Source organism: Amycolatopsis lurida (assembly GCF_900105055.1).
GTDB lineage: Bacteria > Actinomycetota > Actinomycetes > Mycobacteriales > Pseudonocardiaceae > Amycolatopsis > Amycolatopsis lurida.
Genome location: NZ_FNTA01000003.1, coordinates 483324 through 498607 on the forward strand (window position 1 = coordinate 483324; position 15284 = coordinate 498607).

The 15284-nt window shown below is 68.7% G+C and carries 13 protein-coding genes and 1 pseudogene; 4 read left to right on the plus strand and 10 right to left on the minus strand.

Annotated elements, in window-relative coordinates; genetic code table 11:
* Positions 1-55 precede the first annotated feature (55 nt).
* From BLW75_RS04575 to BLW75_RS04595, 5 genes are all read right to left on the minus strand, one after another.
* Positions 56-487: an NfeD family protein gene (locus BLW75_RS04575; protein WP_034306770.1), complete on the minus strand. Its 432-nt coding sequence runs from the start codon at positions 485-487 to the stop codon at positions 56-58.
* A 95-nt stretch (positions 488-582) separates the two neighbouring features.
* Positions 583-1398, minus strand: a complete 816-nt coding sequence (locus BLW75_RS04580) for a DUF3097 domain-containing protein (protein WP_034306768.1) — start codon at positions 1396-1398, stop codon at positions 583-585.
* A gap of 97 nt (positions 1399-1495) precedes the next feature.
* The gene (locus BLW75_RS04585; RefSeq protein WP_034306765.1) at positions 1496-2389 is read right to left on the minus strand and encodes an aminoglycoside phosphotransferase family protein; all 894 of its coding nucleotides are present in this window, start codon (positions 2387-2389) and stop codon (positions 1496-1498) included.
* Entirely contained in the window at positions 2374-3156 is a 783-nt protein-coding gene (locus tag BLW75_RS04590; RefSeq protein WP_034306762.1) for an SCO1664 family protein, read from the minus strand. Before BLW75_RS04590 ends, BLW75_RS04585 begins: the two co-directional genes overlap by 16 nt.
* 4 nt (positions 3157-3160) lie before the next feature.
* Positions 3161-3736 (minus strand): DUF3090 domain-containing protein, encoded by a 576-nt coding sequence (locus BLW75_RS04595; RefSeq protein ID WP_034306761.1) that lies wholly within the window; start codon positions 3734-3736, stop codon positions 3161-3163.
* Positions 3737-3857: 121 nt separating this feature from the next.
* Between BLW75_RS04595 and BLW75_RS04600 the strand changes: the two genes are divergently transcribed.
* The 4 genes from BLW75_RS04600 (at position 3858) to BLW75_RS04615 (ending at position 7897) form a co-directional block, all read left to right on the plus strand.
* Complete coding sequence (locus BLW75_RS04600; protein WP_034306759.1) at positions 3858-5798, plus strand: S9 family peptidase; 1941 nt, start codon at positions 3858-3860, stop codon at positions 5796-5798.
* Complete coding sequence (locus BLW75_RS04605; RefSeq protein WP_034306756.1) at positions 5795-6682, plus strand: S66 peptidase family protein; 888 nt, start codon at positions 5795-5797, stop codon at positions 6680-6682. The genes BLW75_RS04600 and BLW75_RS04605 overlap by 4 nt, the downstream gene beginning before the upstream one ends.
* Positions 6683-6730: 48 nt before the next feature.
* A complete protein-coding gene (locus BLW75_RS04610; protein ID WP_034306754.1) occupies positions 6731-7357 on the plus strand; it encodes a class I SAM-dependent methyltransferase in 627 nt (208 codons plus the stop codon).
* A gap of 123 nt (positions 7358-7480) precedes the next feature.
* Entirely contained in the window at positions 7481-7897 is a 417-nt protein-coding gene (locus tag BLW75_RS04615; protein ID WP_034306751.1) for a TIGR03668 family PPOX class F420-dependent oxidoreductase, read from the plus strand.
* A gap of 178 nt (positions 7898-8075) precedes the next feature.
* Here the strand turns inward: BLW75_RS04615 and mptB are convergent, their stop codons facing one another.
* The 5 genes and pseudogenes from mptB to BLW75_RS04640 all read right to left on the minus strand — a co-directional run.
* A complete protein-coding gene (mptB, locus tag BLW75_RS04620) occupies positions 8076-9638 on the minus strand; it encodes a polyprenol phosphomannose-dependent alpha 1,6 mannosyltransferase MptB (RefSeq protein ID WP_034306749.1) in 1563 nt (520 codons plus the stop codon).
* Between the two features lie 14 nt (positions 9639-9652).
* Positions 9653-11323 carry a nickel ABC transporter ATP-binding protein NikE gene (gene nikE / locus BLW75_RS04625; protein ID WP_034306747.1) on the minus strand — a complete coding sequence of 557 codons (1671 nt, stop codon included), beginning with the start codon at positions 11321-11323 and terminating at the stop codon, positions 9653-9655.
* Positions 11320-12225, minus strand: coding sequence for an ABC transporter permease (locus BLW75_RS04630; protein WP_034306744.1), 906 nt, complete (start codon positions 12223-12225; stop codon positions 11320-11322). The genes nikE and BLW75_RS04630 overlap by 4 nt, the downstream gene beginning before the upstream one ends.
* On the minus strand, positions 12222-13253 hold the full coding sequence (locus BLW75_RS04635) for an ABC transporter permease (protein ID WP_034306741.1): 1032 nt from the start codon (positions 13251-13253) through the stop codon (positions 12222-12224). The genes BLW75_RS04630 and BLW75_RS04635 overlap by 4 nt, the downstream gene beginning before the upstream one ends.
* A gap of 468 nt (positions 13254-13721) precedes the next feature.
* Positions 13722-15149 (minus strand): annotated as a pseudogene (locus BLW75_RS04640) (ABC transporter substrate-binding protein); the annotation flags it as partial.
* Positions 15150-15284: the final 135 nt, after the last annotated feature.

The window sequence follows — 15284 nt, forward strand, 5'->3', positions numbered from 1 at the left end:
TCTGACAACTACCTTCCCCTTACGTAGAAACCCTGTTGCGGTGCGGCCGACCGGCTCACAGCTCGGCCGAGACGACCGCCGTGGCGCCCGAGATCTCGACGACCGTCACCGATGTCCCCGGGGCGATCGGTTCCCCGCCGGTCATGCTTCGTGCCGACCAGACGTCGCCTGCCAGTTTCACCTGGCCCGCATCGCCGTCCACTGTGGACACTACTACCGCCCGCGCGCCGATCAGCGCTTCGGTGTTGGTCTTGATGTCCGGCCCCGCGAGGAACCGGCGTTTGAGGGTCGGCCGGACGAGGACGAGCATCCCGACCGAGGCGACGGCGAACACCGCGACGTCGATGAACGGGTTCCCGGTCAAGGCGGCCGAGCCCGCCCCGAACAGGGCTCCGACACCGACCATGAGCAAGAACAGATCACCCGAGAGCAGCTCGGCGATGATCAAGAGGATGCCGGCGATCAGCCAGATGAGAGCGCCTGTCATGCGTTCATGCTCCCAGATCGCGCCGATTCATACCGAAGAAGCGAAACCGACGTGACCGACGCGTGACCTTGTGTGATCTCACGCAAACCGGGCATTCAGGACTCTTCACCTGGGTCCGACACGAAGTCGATGAGCCGTTCCACCGCTCCGATCAGCGGTGTTTCCAGATCCCGGTAGCTGCCGACCGCCGCCAGGATCCGCTGCCAGCCCTCCCACGGCTCGCCCCAGCCGAGCGCGTCGCAGACGCCCTGTTTCCACTCCGTGCCACGCGGGATCTTCGGCCAGGCACGAATGCCGACGACCGACGGCTTCACCGCCTCCCAGATATCGATGTACGGATGCCCGGTGATCAGCACGTTCTCGTCGCGGATCGCGTCGACGATCCGTGATTCCTTGCTGCCCGCGACCAGGTGGTCGACCAGCACCCCGAGGCGGCGGCCGGGCCCGGTGCCGAACTCGTCGATGCGGTCGGACAGCACATCCACCCCATCGAGTGGTTCCACCACCACACCTTCGACCCGCAGGTCATGGCCCCAGACCCGCTCGACGAGTTCGGCGTCGTGCTTGCCCTCCACCCAGATGCGCGAATCGCGGGCGACCCGCGCCTTGAGCCCCTGGACCTGGACCGACCCGGACGCCGAGATCCGCCGTGCCGGGTTTTTCGGGGCGGCCTTCGACGGCACCAGCGTCACCGGCTTGCCCTCGAGCAGGAAACCCGCGGGATTCAGCGGGAAGACACGGTGCTTGCCGTGCCGGTCCTCGAGGACGACGTTGCCGTACTCGATCTTCACCACGGCACCGCAGTAGCCGCTGGCCGGGTCTTCGACCACGAGCCCCGGCTCCGCGGGCACCTCGGGGATCTTCCGCTTGCGCGGACCGGACAGCACGTCGTCGTACGAATGGGAGCGCACGGCGGACGACGCTATCGCTGCCCGGGGCCGTCGTCTCCCCGCCACGCCGGTCAAGCGGCCATCCGCCGCCCCGCCGACGTCGATCGCGGACTCGGGTTCACCGGCAGAACGACAGCATCGCGTCGACGAACGGAGTCCGCTCACCCCGCTCGAGCGGGCGCATCACGAACAGCGGCGCGAGCGCGACACACCACGCGCGCACTCGTCCGGCGTCGAAATCCGGCAGATGCGGCGCGATCGCGTCGAAGCCGTCTTCGAGCGTTCCGCCGTCGCGCATCGGCAACGTGACCCAGTCGGCCAGATCGAAGGACGGGTCGCCGACGCTCGGACGCGGGTCGATCGCGACCGCTCCCCGTCCGGGCCCGCCGTCGAGGACATTGCCCGGATGCAGGTCCCCGTGCACGATCGCGTTCCCTCCCCCGCCGGTCGCGAGTCCGAGTGCCCGCAGCCGCGCGCGATCGAGGGTCTCCAGCGAGAGCGTGGCCTCGGCCACCGAGCCGCGCAGCCCGCGCTCGGCGAGGTCGTACATGAAGGTGACACGGTCTTCCAGCGGCGGGAAATCCGACGGCGGGGGCACCGAGTGGATCTGGGCCAGCAGGTCGCCGACCTCGGCCCACGGGACGTTCGCCCCCGCCTCCAGCAGCTGCGTGCCGGGATCGATGCCCTCCAGCAGGATCACCCCGGCGGCGAGTTCCGTATCGAGCACCTGCACGACCCGCGAGCAGCCGTCCCATGCCCGCAACGCGGCGGCTTCCGACGCGGCGATCGTGTGATCCGGGGTCAGCTTGAGGACCTTCGTCAGGCCGTCGTCCCCTTCGCAGATCAGGGTCCGGCCGGTGTTGCCCGGCTTCGCGTCGACGACGGTGAGACCCCACCGAGCGGCCAGCCGCTCCACAAGAGCGGGCAGCTCGTCACACCACGCCGCGACGTCCTCGCCGAATCGCTGGACCAGACGCGCACGCGCCTCGTCATCGATCAGAACAGCGGCCACGGGATGGCCCGCCAGTCGTCGCCGGGCTCGGGAAAGACCCCTTCCGCCAAAAGCAGATCGGTCCGTTCGGCCAGGGCGCGGATCTCGAAACCGGTGAGGTGCTCGCCGAGCGCGTCCCCGAGTTCGCCGTCCAGCCGCTCGCGGAGGCCGCGCAGCTTGCCGACCTCGGCATCGGTCAGCCGCTCACCGATCCAGCCCCAGAGCACCGTCCGCAACTTCGGGTCGGTGTGCAGGCAGATCCCGTGATCCACGCCGTAGATCCGGCCGTCGGCACCGGCGAGCACATGACCGCCCTTGCGGTCGGTGTTGTTGACCACGATGTCGAGCACGGCAAGCTCCCGCATGCCCTGACGGTCCGCGTGCGCGAGCACCGCGGGTTCGCCGTCGCGATCGTGCGCGTGCAGCACCACACGCCAGCCTTCCGGCAGGCTCTCCGGCGACCGGACGTCGACGAGCTCCTCGTCGGTGGTCTCGATCCACAGCTGCACCATGCCGGGCCCGAACGGCCCGTCACGCAGCACCGTGGGCGGGATCGCGCCCAATCCCGAGGCTTCGGCGACCATGGCCGTCGCGACCTCGCGGCCCGCGAGCGTCCCGTCCGGGAAGTCCCACAGCGGCCGCTCACCGGAAACCGGCTTGTACACGACGTTCCCGGTGACACCGTCGAGCTCGATCGAGCAAAAAAGCGTGACGTTGGAGGCGTCGACGAGCCTGCCTTCGACGTCGATCTTGCCGCGCGTCACCAGCTCCCGCGAAGACTCCTCCACGTCGTCAGTCCTCGAGGACGTCGACGTCGCGCCGGTACCCGTTCTGGCGCGGGCAGATGTGACCCGCCGGGTCGAGCGGTTCCGCGCACAGCGGGCACGGCTTGCGGCCGGCGTTGACCACCCGGTCCGCTCGTTCGGCGAACGCGCGCGCCGCGCCAGGACTCAGGAAGACGCGAACGGCGTCCGGCCCTTCTTCGGTGTCGTCCAGAACGACCGTTTCGTCCACCTCACCCTCCGTCATCGCGAGCAGCTCGATGACGACGGCCTTGCTCTCGGCGTCCCAGCCGAGTCCCATCGTGCCGACGCGGAACTCCTCCTCGACCGGAACGGTCAGGGGGTCGACGTCGAGGAGCTCTTCGGGCGCGTCGTCGGGTACGTCCGCGCCGAACCTGCTGGCGACCTCTTCCAGCAGCGAGCCGAGCCTCTCGGCCAAGACCACCACCTGCTGTTTTTCGATCGTCACACTGATCGTGCGGACGTCCTCGGACGCCTGGAGATAGAACGTGCGGTCGCCGGGCTCACCGACGGTTCCTGCGACGAACCGGTCGGGCTGGCGGAAGACGTGGATTACGCGAGACATGGCACCTTTGACACTAGGCCACGGCCCCATGATCGGCATCCGCCGCCCCAAGGTTCAGCCCAGGGCGAAACCGCCGCGCCCCGGGCCGTCATGGGCAAAGGGCCGAACCTAGTCTTCAACCGTGGTTGAGATCGCCCCTTACGGCACCTGGACGTCTCCCCTGTCGGCCGCCGCCGTCGCGGCCTCGGGAGTCAGCGCGCAATGGCTCGACACCGTCGGAAACGAGGTCTGGTGGGCCGAAGCGAGAACCGGCGAAGGCGGCCGCGTGACGCTCGTGCGGTCTCGCGCCGACGGCACGGTTGAAGACGTCCTTCCCGCTCCATGGAGCGCCCGGAACCGCGTCCACGAATACGGCGGCCGCCCCTGGCTCGTCCTCGACGACGTCCTGGTCTTCACCCACTGGGCGGACCAGCGCGTCTACCGCCGCGACCTGACCACCGGAGAGACGACCCCGCTGACCCCGGAACCGGCGACCCGGCACCAGATCCGCTACAGCGACCTACGACCCGGCCGCACCGGCGAAGTGTGGCTGGTCCGCGAGCGCAGCATCGGCCCCCGGCGCGTCGACATCGCCCGCGATCTCCTCGCGGTTCCCCTCGACGGCGGCCCGGAACGAGTCCTGACGGCGAGCCATCACTTCCTCACCTCGCCGCAACTCTCGCCCGACGGCACGCGCGCGGCGTGGATCGGCTGGAACCACCCCGCGATGCCTTGGGACGGCACCGAACTGTGCATCGCCGAACTCGACGAGGACGGGACGTTCGGGCCACACCGAGTGCTCGCCGGCGCGGCCGACATCTCCGTCTGCCAGGTCGAATGGGAGTCGGCCGACAGCCTGCTGGCGTTGCTCGACCCGGACGGCTGGTGGAATCTGCACCGCGTCGGGCTCGACGGCGACATCACGAACCTCGCCCCGGTCGAGCAGGAGATCGGCGGCGCACAGTGGAAACTCGGCACGCGCTGGTTCACCCCGCTTGGCGACGGCAGGTTCGCCGTCATCGCGTCGGGCAAGCTCGCCATCCTCGACGAAGCGACGCGGGAAGTGACCCCGGTGACGGCGGCCGCCGACCTGACCGCGTGGTCCACCAACGGTTTCGCCGCCCACGAAGGCGGCATCGCCGGCGTCGCGGCGGGCCCGAAGCGTGAAGGGACCGTCGTGAAAGTCGGCCTCGACGACGGGACGGTGACCGAACTCGCCGCGGCACCCGAACCGCCGTCGCCCGCCTACCTGTCGCCCCCCGTGGAACGGACCTTCAAAACCGAAGACGGCGAACGGATCCCCGCCTTCGTCCATCTCCCCGCGAACGCCGACTTCGCCGCGCCGGACGGCGAACTGCCTCCACTGCTCGTGTACCCGCACGGCGGGCCGACCGGCCGGGACAGCGCGGTGCTCGACTACGAGATCGCCTACTTCACCAGCCGCGGCATCGCGGTCGTCACGGTCAACTACGGCGGCTCGACCGGCTACGGACGCGCCTATCGGGAACGGCTGCGGGAACAGTGGGGCATCGTCGACGTGGCCGACTGTGTCACCGTCGCCGAAGCCCTCGCCGCCGAAGGCACCGTCGACGCCGACAGACTCGCCATCCGCGGCGGCAGCGCGGGCGGGTACACCTCCGCCGCCTCGCTGACCACCACCACGACCTACCGCGCGGGCACCGTGATGTACCCGATCCTCGACCTCACCCAGTGGACCGGCGACGGCGGCGAGACGCACGACTTCGAGTCCCGCTACCTCGACGGGCTGATCGGACCGCTGCCCGACGCCGAGCAGCGCTACCGGGACCGATCACCGATCAACAACGCCGGCACCCTCGCCGGCCCACTACTGTTCCTGCAAGGCCTCGAAGACGAGATCTGCCCGCCCGAGCAGGCGGACCGGTTCGTCGCCGGGCTGGAAGGGCGCGGCATCGAGCACGCCTACCTGAGGTTCGAAGGCGAGCAGCACGGATTCCGGAAGGCGGAGACGATCGTGGCCGCGCTCGAAGCGGAGTTGTCGTTCTACGGCCAGGTCTTCGGCTTCGAGACACCCGGCGTGCCGAAGCTCCGGTTGAGCCGGTGAGGCCACCGAAGACGCGCCCGGGTGACACGCTCGCCTTGGTCGCCCCGGCGGGACCGGTCCCGCCGGACCTCGTCGAGAAGGCCCTGCCGGTACTCCGCGGCTGGGGCGTCGAAGTCCACGTCGGCGACTGCGTCCACGCCACCGCTACCGGTTATCTGTCCGCCTCCGACGAGGCGCGGGCCGCCGAGTTCACCCGCGCCTGGCTGGACCCGCGAGTCACGTGCGTCCTCGCCGCCCGCGGCGGTTACGGTTCGCAGCGGATGCTCGACCTGCTCGACTGGACGGCACTGAAGGCGGCCGGGCCCAAGACGTTCGCCGGATCGAGCGACATCACGGCACTGCACCGGGCGGTGAACGTCCACTTGGGACTGGAGACGCTGTTCTCCCCCATGCCCGCGACCACCCTGTTCGACGCGGTGGCCGCCGAACACCTGCGGCTGTCGTTGTTCGAACCGGACAGCGTGCGGCTGATCGCCTCACCGACGGCGTCGCCACTGGTGCCGGGCACCGCGACCGGGACACTCATCGGCGGCAACCTCGCCCTGCTGACCACGGGCCTCGGCGGCGCCGAGCAAGGCTCAGGGCGTGACGCGCTCGTGCTGCTGGAGGACGTCACCGAGAGCCTCTACCGGATCGACCGGATGCTGACCCAGCTACTGCGTTCCGGCTGGCTCGACGGCGTTCGCGGCTTCGTGCTGGGCTCGTGGAAGTCCTGCGGCGACCCGGACGCGATCCGAGCCCTGATGCTCGACCGCCTCGGCTCGCTCGGCGTGCCGATCGCCTGGGACTTCGGCGTCGGGCATGTCCCGGCGTCGCCGACCATCCCCCTCGGCGCGCGGGCCACTCTCGACGCCGACGCGGGCACCCTCCTGATTTTGCCGTAACAGCAACAGGACTTGCGAAACCGGCCGAGGCGGAGGCATCTTGCGGTCATGGATTCCACACGGCAGTTCTGGGAAGACTTCTACCGGGACAAGGATCAGGTCTGGAGCGGGAAGGCGAACCCGATCCTGGTGAACGAGGTCGCCGCGCTCACGCCGGGGACGGCACTCGATCTCGGCTGCGGCGAGGGCGGCGACGCCATCTGGCTCACCCAACAGGGTTGGCGCGTCACCGCCGTCGACATCTCGGAGGTCGCGCTCAAGCGCGCCGCCGAGCACGCGGCCCAGGCCGGCGCAGAGGGCATCGTCTGGGAACGCCACGACCTGGCGAAATCGTTCCCGGAAGGACGCTTCAACCTTGTCTCCGCACAGTTCTTCCACTCCCCCGTCGCCGAGGACGGCGAGCGGGACAAGGCACTCCGCCGCGCCGCCGAAGCCGTCGCCCCGGGCGGCACCCTGGTGGTGGCCGGCCACGCGGGCTGGCCGACGTGGATGGAAGAGCCGCCGCACAAGGACGTCCACTTCCCGACGACGGCCGAGGTCCTCGAAACGCTGGCACTGGCCGACGGTGAATGGACAGTGGAGCGACAGGACCTGATCGCCCATGACTTCCCTGGACCGGAGGGGCAGCAGGGAACGCGTTCGGACAACGTGCTCCGCGTGCGACACTCGGGCTAGGCGGTGTCCTGTGAGTCTGTTCGATGGGCTTCGTGATCCAGGTGGTTCCTGGCGGTCCGGGCGGCCTGGGCGCGGAGACCGTGAACATGACTTCCAGGACGCTGCCTGGGTACCGTCATCGGCATGCGGATGACGCCTGCCGAAGCCCGGTCACGATTCGAAGGCGAGCGGGTTGCAAGGCTGGCTACGACGGGTTCGGACGGCGTGCCCCACGTGGTGCCGGTGACGTTCGTTCTCGAAGGCGATTCGGTGGCGTTCGCGATCGACCACAAACCCAAGAGCACGACGGCGTTGCGGCGGCTGAAGAACATCGCGGAGAACCCGCTGGTCAGTTTTCTGACTGACCACTACGCCGAGGACTGGGCCGAACTGTGGTGGGCTCGGGCGGACGGTGTCGCCCGGGTGCTGACCGATCCCGACGAGCAGGCGCTGCCGGTGCGGCTACTGCGGGAGAAGTATCCGCAGTACGAGGCGCAGCCTCCCCCGCATGCCGTGGTGACCACGCTCGTTCACGCATGGAGCGGGTGGCGCGCTTCATGAGCTTTTTTTGGCTTTGTTGTCGTTCACGGCAACAAAGCCAAAGCCATGCCGTATAGGTCGTTATACACTTAGGTGATCGAGTGAAGTCCGTGAAGGCCTCCTTGAGGGACGCTGGGTCCCTCAAGGAGGCCTTCACGGAACCGCTTAAGACGCCTCAGGAGGCCTTCGCGTACTCAAATCAGGACGAGCGAGGAGCCTCGGCAGGCAGGAACTGCTCCACCGGCTTCCCCCGCCAAGCGGCGACGATCCCGAGCGGATCCGGCCTCAGCAGCGACGCGGCCGCGTAGACGCTCGCCGCGACGACGCCGGCCATGAACCACCAGTCGTACAGCGCCTGCTCCCCCGTCGGGTAGTAGACCAGTGTCACGAACACCGACACCGCGACGACGACCGCGAGGTTCCGGCGTCGCCATTCGAACGCGGAAAGAACAACGAAACCCCAGGTCAGGTACCACGGCAGCGAGGGCGGCGGGACGATCGCGCCGGCCAGCAGCACGATCGCCATCCGGTGGATCGCCGGGTAGCCGCCGTCGCGGGCGAGCCACCACTGCCAGCCGGCGAAGACGAACAGGCCGACCATCGCGATCGCCCGGAACACGGTGACGAACGGCGAGACCTCGACGTCGATCACCAGGTTCACCAGCGAGTAGAAGATCTCGCCGATCCCGGTCGGGAAGTTCATCCAGTTCGCGATCAGCGTCGGCGCCTTGAGGCCGGTCAGCCAGCCGAGATTGACCGAACCGAGCGACAGCCAGGTCCCCGCGACGAACACCGGCAGGAAGATCCCGACCGACGCGGCGCCCGCGCGGAAGAAGTTGACCACCTTCCGGTCGCCGGGCAGGTGGTTCGCCCACACCCAGACCAGGAACGGCAGCGCCCACGCCGCGGTGGGTTTGATCAGCATGCCGATGGTGACCAGGACGATCGCGACGACGTGCTTGCGCTCCAGCGCGGCCAGCACGCCGACGGTGAGGAAGCCCAGCATCAGCAGGTCGTTGTGCGGTCCGCCGACGAGGTGGATCACCGTCATCGGGCTGGCGATGGCGAGCCACAACGTGATCGGCAGCTTGCCGCCGAGGTGCTTGACCAGCCGCGGCAGCGACCACAGCATCCCGATCAGGCCGATCATCAGCACCAGCCGGGTCGCGATGACACCGGCGATCATGTCGTTGCCGGTGACCGAGACGATCCCCTTGGCGACCAGCAGGAACAGCGGGCCGTACGGCGCGGGCGTGGTCTGCCACAGCGGATGGACGTTCTGCACGACGTCCGGCAGCACGGTCAGTTCGGCCGGGCCGTTGGCGTACGGGTCGAGACCGTGCAACAGCTGCGCACCCTGCGCGAGGTAGGAGAAGACGTCGCGGGTGAACAGCGGCGGCGAGACCAGCAGCGGCGCCATCCAGCAGGCGGCGGCGATGACGATCGGACGGCTGCCGATCCGGCCCGCGAGCGCGTAGCGGCCCAAACGGACCCACGCCCAGATGATCAGCGCGAAGCCCGTGTAGAGCATCACGTTGGCCAGGATGCGGCCATGGCCGTAGCGGATCCACGACAGCGGTCCGTGCCCCAGGATCGGGTCACGGACGAGGGTGCCACCGGCACCGAGCGCCGCCAGCATCAGCAGCGTGCTTCCTATGGTTCCCATCGCGATGGTGCGGTACGGGAACCGGGAAGGCACCCGGAGCCGCTCGCCGAGGGAACCGGCCGAGGGCGTCTGCTGGGGGTCTGTAGTGGTCGCCATTTCGAGATTGGAGGTTACACACCGCGCCTGTGCGAGTGCGCGGCAATGGGTGTTTCCCGCGCGGTGCCACCGGGCAACGCGGCGAGCAGCGACTTCGTGTAGTCGTGTTTCGGGTCCAGCAGGACCTCCTCCACGGTACCTACTTCCACCAGCTCCCCGCGATACATCACGGCCACCCGGTCGGCGATGTTCCAGGCCAGCCCGAGGTCGTGGGTGATCACCAGCCCGGCGAGACCCAGTTCACGCCGCAGGCGCAGCAGCAGCGCGAGGATCTCCCCTCGCACTGACGCGTCCAGCGACGCCACCGGTTCGTCGGCGACGATCACGCCGGGATCCAGCGCGAGCGCGCCCGCGATGACGACCCGCTGCCGCTGCCCGCCGGACAGCTCGTGCGGGAGCCGGTCGAGGAACTTCTCCGCGGGCCGGAGTTCGGCCGCTTCCAGTGCCTTCGTGACGATCTCGTGCTCGTTCGCGCCCATTCCGTGGATACGGGGGCCTTCCGCGACGGCCTCGTACACCGTGTGGTTCGGGTTCAGGGCGCTCGTCGGGTCCTGCAGCACCAGCTGGACCTGCCGCCGGTACGCCTTGAGCCCGGCGCCGCCGAGCGGGACCGGCTTGCCGTCGTACCGCACCGCTCCCGAATCGGGTTTCTGCAGTCCGAGCAGCGTCCGGGCCAGCGTCGTCTTGCCGGAACCGGACTGGCCGACGAGCGCGACGATCTCGTCCTTCCGCACCTGCAGGCTCACCCCGGCGACGGCGTTGATCCGCTTGCCGGTGCGGTCGCGGAAGCTGACGCGCAGATCCTCGGCTTCCAGCAACGCCGGCCGGTCGCCACTCCGTTCGGGCTCCGGTGGCAGCGGCGTGCTGGTCGCGGGCGCGAAACGAGACGCCGGGTCGCCGACGGTCGGGAACGCGGCCGCCAGGGCCTTGCTGTGCTCGTGCCGCGGCGCGCTCATCAGCTCGGCGCTCGGCCGCTCCTCGACGATCTCGCCGTCGTACATCACCGCGATCCGTCGGCAGGTGGCGGCGAGCACCGACAGGTCATGACTGATCATGATCAGCCCGATCCCCTGTTCGGCGACCAGCCTGCCCAGCAGGTCCAGCACCTGGGCCTGGACGACGACGTCGAGCGCGGTCGTCGGCTCGTCCGCGATGATCAGCCGCGGCGAACAGGCCAGCGCCATCGCGATCATGACGCGTTGCTTCTGGCCGCCGGACAGCTCGTGCGGGTACGCCCCCGCACGGCCGGGCGGCAGGTCGACCTGTTCGAGCAGCTCCGAAACCTTCGCCTGGACTTCGCTGTCCGAAAGTGCCTTGCCACCGGGCGGGTGCAAGCGGATCGGCTCCGCTATCTGCTCACCGATCTTCCGCACCGGATTGAGCGCGTGCATCGCGCCCTGGAACACGACCGAAGCCTCGGCCCAGCGCACCGCGCGCAGCCTGCCCCATTTCATGGCCGTGACGTCTTCGCCGTCCAGCAGGATCTCCCCGCTGACCTTCGCCGAACGCGGAAGCAGCCGCAGCACGCTCATCGCGACCGTCGACTTCCCCGACCCCGACTCCCCCGCGACGCCGAGGGTGTCGCCGGGTTCGAGCACGAGGTCGACCCCGCGGACGGCGGCGACCTCGCCGCCACCGGTGGCGTACGTGACGCCGAGGTTCTTCAATTCCAGCAAGGGGCTCATGAGTGCTGTCCCTTCAGGCGCGGGTTCAGCACGGTCTCCAGCGCGCGTCCGACGAGGGTGAAAGCGAGAACGACCACGACGATCGCGACACCCGGCGGCAGCAGGTTCCACCAGGCACCCTTGCTGATCGCGCCGTTGTTCAAGGCGGTCTGCAGCATGGTGCCCCACGAAATGGTGTTCGGGTTGCCGACGCCGAGGAAGGCCAGTGTCGCGTCCGCGATGACCGCGTTGCCCACGACGAGCGTGGTGTTGGCCAGCACGAGCGGCATGACACCGGGCAGGACGTGTTTGCCGACGATGTGCAGGTGGCCGCCACCGAGCGCCTTCGCGCGCTCGATGTACGGACGGCCTTCGATCGTCAGCGTCTGCGCACGGACCAGGCGCGCGGTACTCGGCCAGGCGGTGACGCCGATGGCGATGATCACCGTCATCGCGCCCTGCTCCAGCACCGAGGCCAGCGCCACGGCGAGCACGAGCGACGGCAGCACCAGGAAGAAGTCCGTGAACCGCAGCAGCAGCCCGGACACCCAGCCTCGGAGGTGCGCGGCCGCGATCCCGACGATCGTGCCGATGAGCACGGAGAGGAGTGCCGCCGAGAAGCCGGTGAGCAGCGAGATCCGCGCTCCCCAGAACGTCATCAGCAGAACCGAACGGCCGTCGATGTCGGTGCCCAGCCAGAACTCCCCGCTGGGTGGATCCAGGGAGGTGCCTTCGGCCTTGGTGACGTCGAGACCGGACTCGTCCGAGATCACCGGTGCGAGGATGGCCAACAGCGTGATGACGCCCAGGAAGACGAGCCCGAACACGCCCGCCTTGTTCGTCGTGAACTCGTGCCAGCGCTTCGCCACGGCCTCACGGCGGCGGCGCCAGACGATCGAACCGGGTTTCTCCGCTGTGGTCATGCCGTCCGCACCCTGGGGTCGAGCACGCGGTAGAGCAACTCCGCGAGCAGGTTCATCAGCACCACCGCGCCGGCGAGGGTGACGAAGACTCCTTGCAGCACAGGCAGATCAGGTCCGCGGAGCGCTTCGTAGAGCAGCTGCCCGAGCCCCGGCCAGCTGAACACGGCCTCGACCGAGACCGCGCCCGAGACGACCATGCCGAACTGCATGAAGACCAGCGTCACCGTCGGGAGCAGGGCGTTGGGCACGGCGTGCCGCTTGCGGACGAGGTCGTCCCGCAGTCCCTTGGCCCGAGCCGTGGTGAGGTAATCCGAGTTCATCTCGCTGATCAGCGACGACCGCATGACCAGCATGTACTGGGCGTAGAACACCACCAGAAGGGTCACGCACGGCAGTACCAGATGGTGAAGAACGTCGAGCCCTTCACTGAAGAAGCCCGGCTCGACGTCCGGAGAGTGCATGCCACGGCTGGGAAAGAGGCCGTTGGTGGCCACCAGCAGCATGAGCCCCAGCCAGAACTGCGGTACCGACCACAGCGTCAAGGCGATCCCGGTCTGGACCTTGTCGAATCGGCTGCCCCGGCGCCAGCCCGCGCGGACGCCGAGCCACAGACCGAGCGCGACCGCGAGCACGGTCGCGCTGCCGACCAGCAGGATCGTCGGCCACAACCGTTCGCCGATCATGTCGACGACCGGACGCCGTTGCAGGTACGAATCGCCCATGGTGCCTTGAAGCAGGCCGACGACGTAGTCCCAGAACTGCTGCAGCAGAGGTTTGTCCACGCCCATCTGCGCGCGCAGTTCGGCCATCATCTTCGGATCGGTCGGCCGGTCGCGGACCATGAACCGCACGGGGTCGCCGGGCAGCGTCCGGAACAGGAAGAACCCCAGCACGACGACGAGCGCCAGGCTCGCCAGCGCGCCGCCGATCTTGGAGAGCACGAACCGGGCGGTGCCGGTCCCACCCCGGCGCTCGTCGGGATCGACGAGCGCCGAGGTCTTGTCGAGGGAACTGAGTGCTTCGGTCAACGCGGTCCTTTACTCCCGGTCGTCGGCCGACTTGCCGCGCCGCCCGAGCAGCACGCCGCCACCGACGAGCACCACGAGCACGACCGCGCCGATGCCGATCCACAATCCGGTGTTGCCGCTTTCCTCGCTGTTCGCCGCGGCCGCGTCGGCCGGGGTGGCGCCGTAGACACCCCAGTAGCCGGACTGCTCGAGGATCGCGCCGTCGGGCTGCGGCTGCTTGGTGAACGAGGAGAACTTGTCCGACCGGTAGGCCTCGAGCACGTTGTCGTAGTCGAGGACGACGTCGACGTACTCCCCCGCCAGCACCGCCTGCGCCTGCTTGACGAACTCGGCGCGCTTCACCGGGTCGAACTCGGTCAGCTGCTTCTTGTACAGGTCTTCGTAGCGCGGGTCGCAGAAGAACGTCGCCGAGCTGCCACCGTTGCCCTCGGCGTTCGGGCGGCCGGCGCAGGTGTTCAGGCTGAGGGCGTAGTCCGGGTCGGGCGAGGTGCCGTAGCCGGAGATCGCGAGGTCGTAGTTGCCCGCGGTGGTGCGGTCGTCCAGTTCGTCGTCGGAGACGAGCTCCTGCTTGACGCCGATGCCGACGTCCTTGAGCCAGCCGCTGACGAATTGCGCGACACGCTGGTCGAACGGCCGGTTCGCGTGACCGGCGAGCCGGAACTCCAGCTTCGCGCCGCCGGGCGCGACGCGGATGCCGTCCGCGCCCTTGGCGTAGCCGGCCTGGTCGAGGGCGGCGTTCGCGGCCGCGATGTCGAACTTGGTCTTCTCGGCGTCCGACGGGGTCCACGTGTAGGCCTTGTAGATCGCCGGAACGACACCGGTCCCGGGCTGGCCGTACCCGCTCATCACCTTCTGGACGATGGTCTCGGTGTCGATGGCCTGCGCGATCGCCTTACGGACGCGGACGTCCTTCAGGATCGGGTTGCCGTCACCGATCGGCTGGTCGAGGACGTTCTTGACGCCGAAGTTGATGATGAGCTCGTTGTACCGGCGGCCCGGCGCCTTGTTCGTGGTGATGTTCTTCTCGCTCTTGAGCGCGTCGAACTGCGTCGGCGTGAGCCGGTTGATGACGTCGACCTCGCCCTGCTTCAGCGCGTTGACCGCGGCCTCGGCGTCCTTGAACTGCAGCAGCTGCAGCTCGTCGACCTTGGGCGCCCCGCGCCAGTAGTCCTTGTTCGCCTTGAACTTCACGAACTCGTTCTTCTTGTACTCGGTCAGCAGATACGGTCCGCTGCCGACGCCGACCACGGCCAGGTCGTCGGTCGAGGGGGCGTTGAGATCCTTGATCGGCTCCCAGATGTGCTTGGGCACGATCGGGACGTCGAGCGCGGTCATGGTCGCCTGCGGGGCCTTGGTCTTGATGACGAGCGTCTTGTCGTCCGGCGCCGCAACCGAGGCGAAGTTGGTGACGTAGCTGCCGTTCGCGGTGCGGGCGTTCTCGTCGTCGAGCATCCGCTGGAAGGTGAACGCGGGGTCCTGCGCGGTGATCGGTTTGCCGTCGGACCACTTCATCCCCTGGCGGATCGTGAACGTCCAGGTGAGCTTGTCGTCCGAAGTCTTCCACGACTCCGCGATCCCGCCCGTGGGCTGGGTGTCCTCGGCCGAGGGGAGGGTCAGGAACTCGTAGTTGAACCGGCCCACCTGCGTCGACGCCGCCAGCTGGGCGGTGAAGGGGTTCAGGTGGTCGATGCCGGTCGTGAGCGCCACCCGGAGGACCTTGCCCTGCTGCTGCGCCGCCGCGGCGGGCACGAAAGGCACCGTCGCGACCGCCGAAGCGGCAAGGACCGCGACCACGCGAAGACCGCGCCGTCGCCTGGGAAAACGCTCTGTGCGCACGAAGACCACCCCATCGAAACTCGCTGTGACCCAACCCCCGAGGCGGAAAAGTAACCACATGTCGCGGTAACCGCGCAATGACTCGCCAATACCGATCGTGCACAGCGGATGCCGTCGCGTGGTCGACAGCTACTTTACGTCTCGCTGACATTGCACTGTGTCACCGTTTCGGCGCGCGAACCGGTACCACGTGCA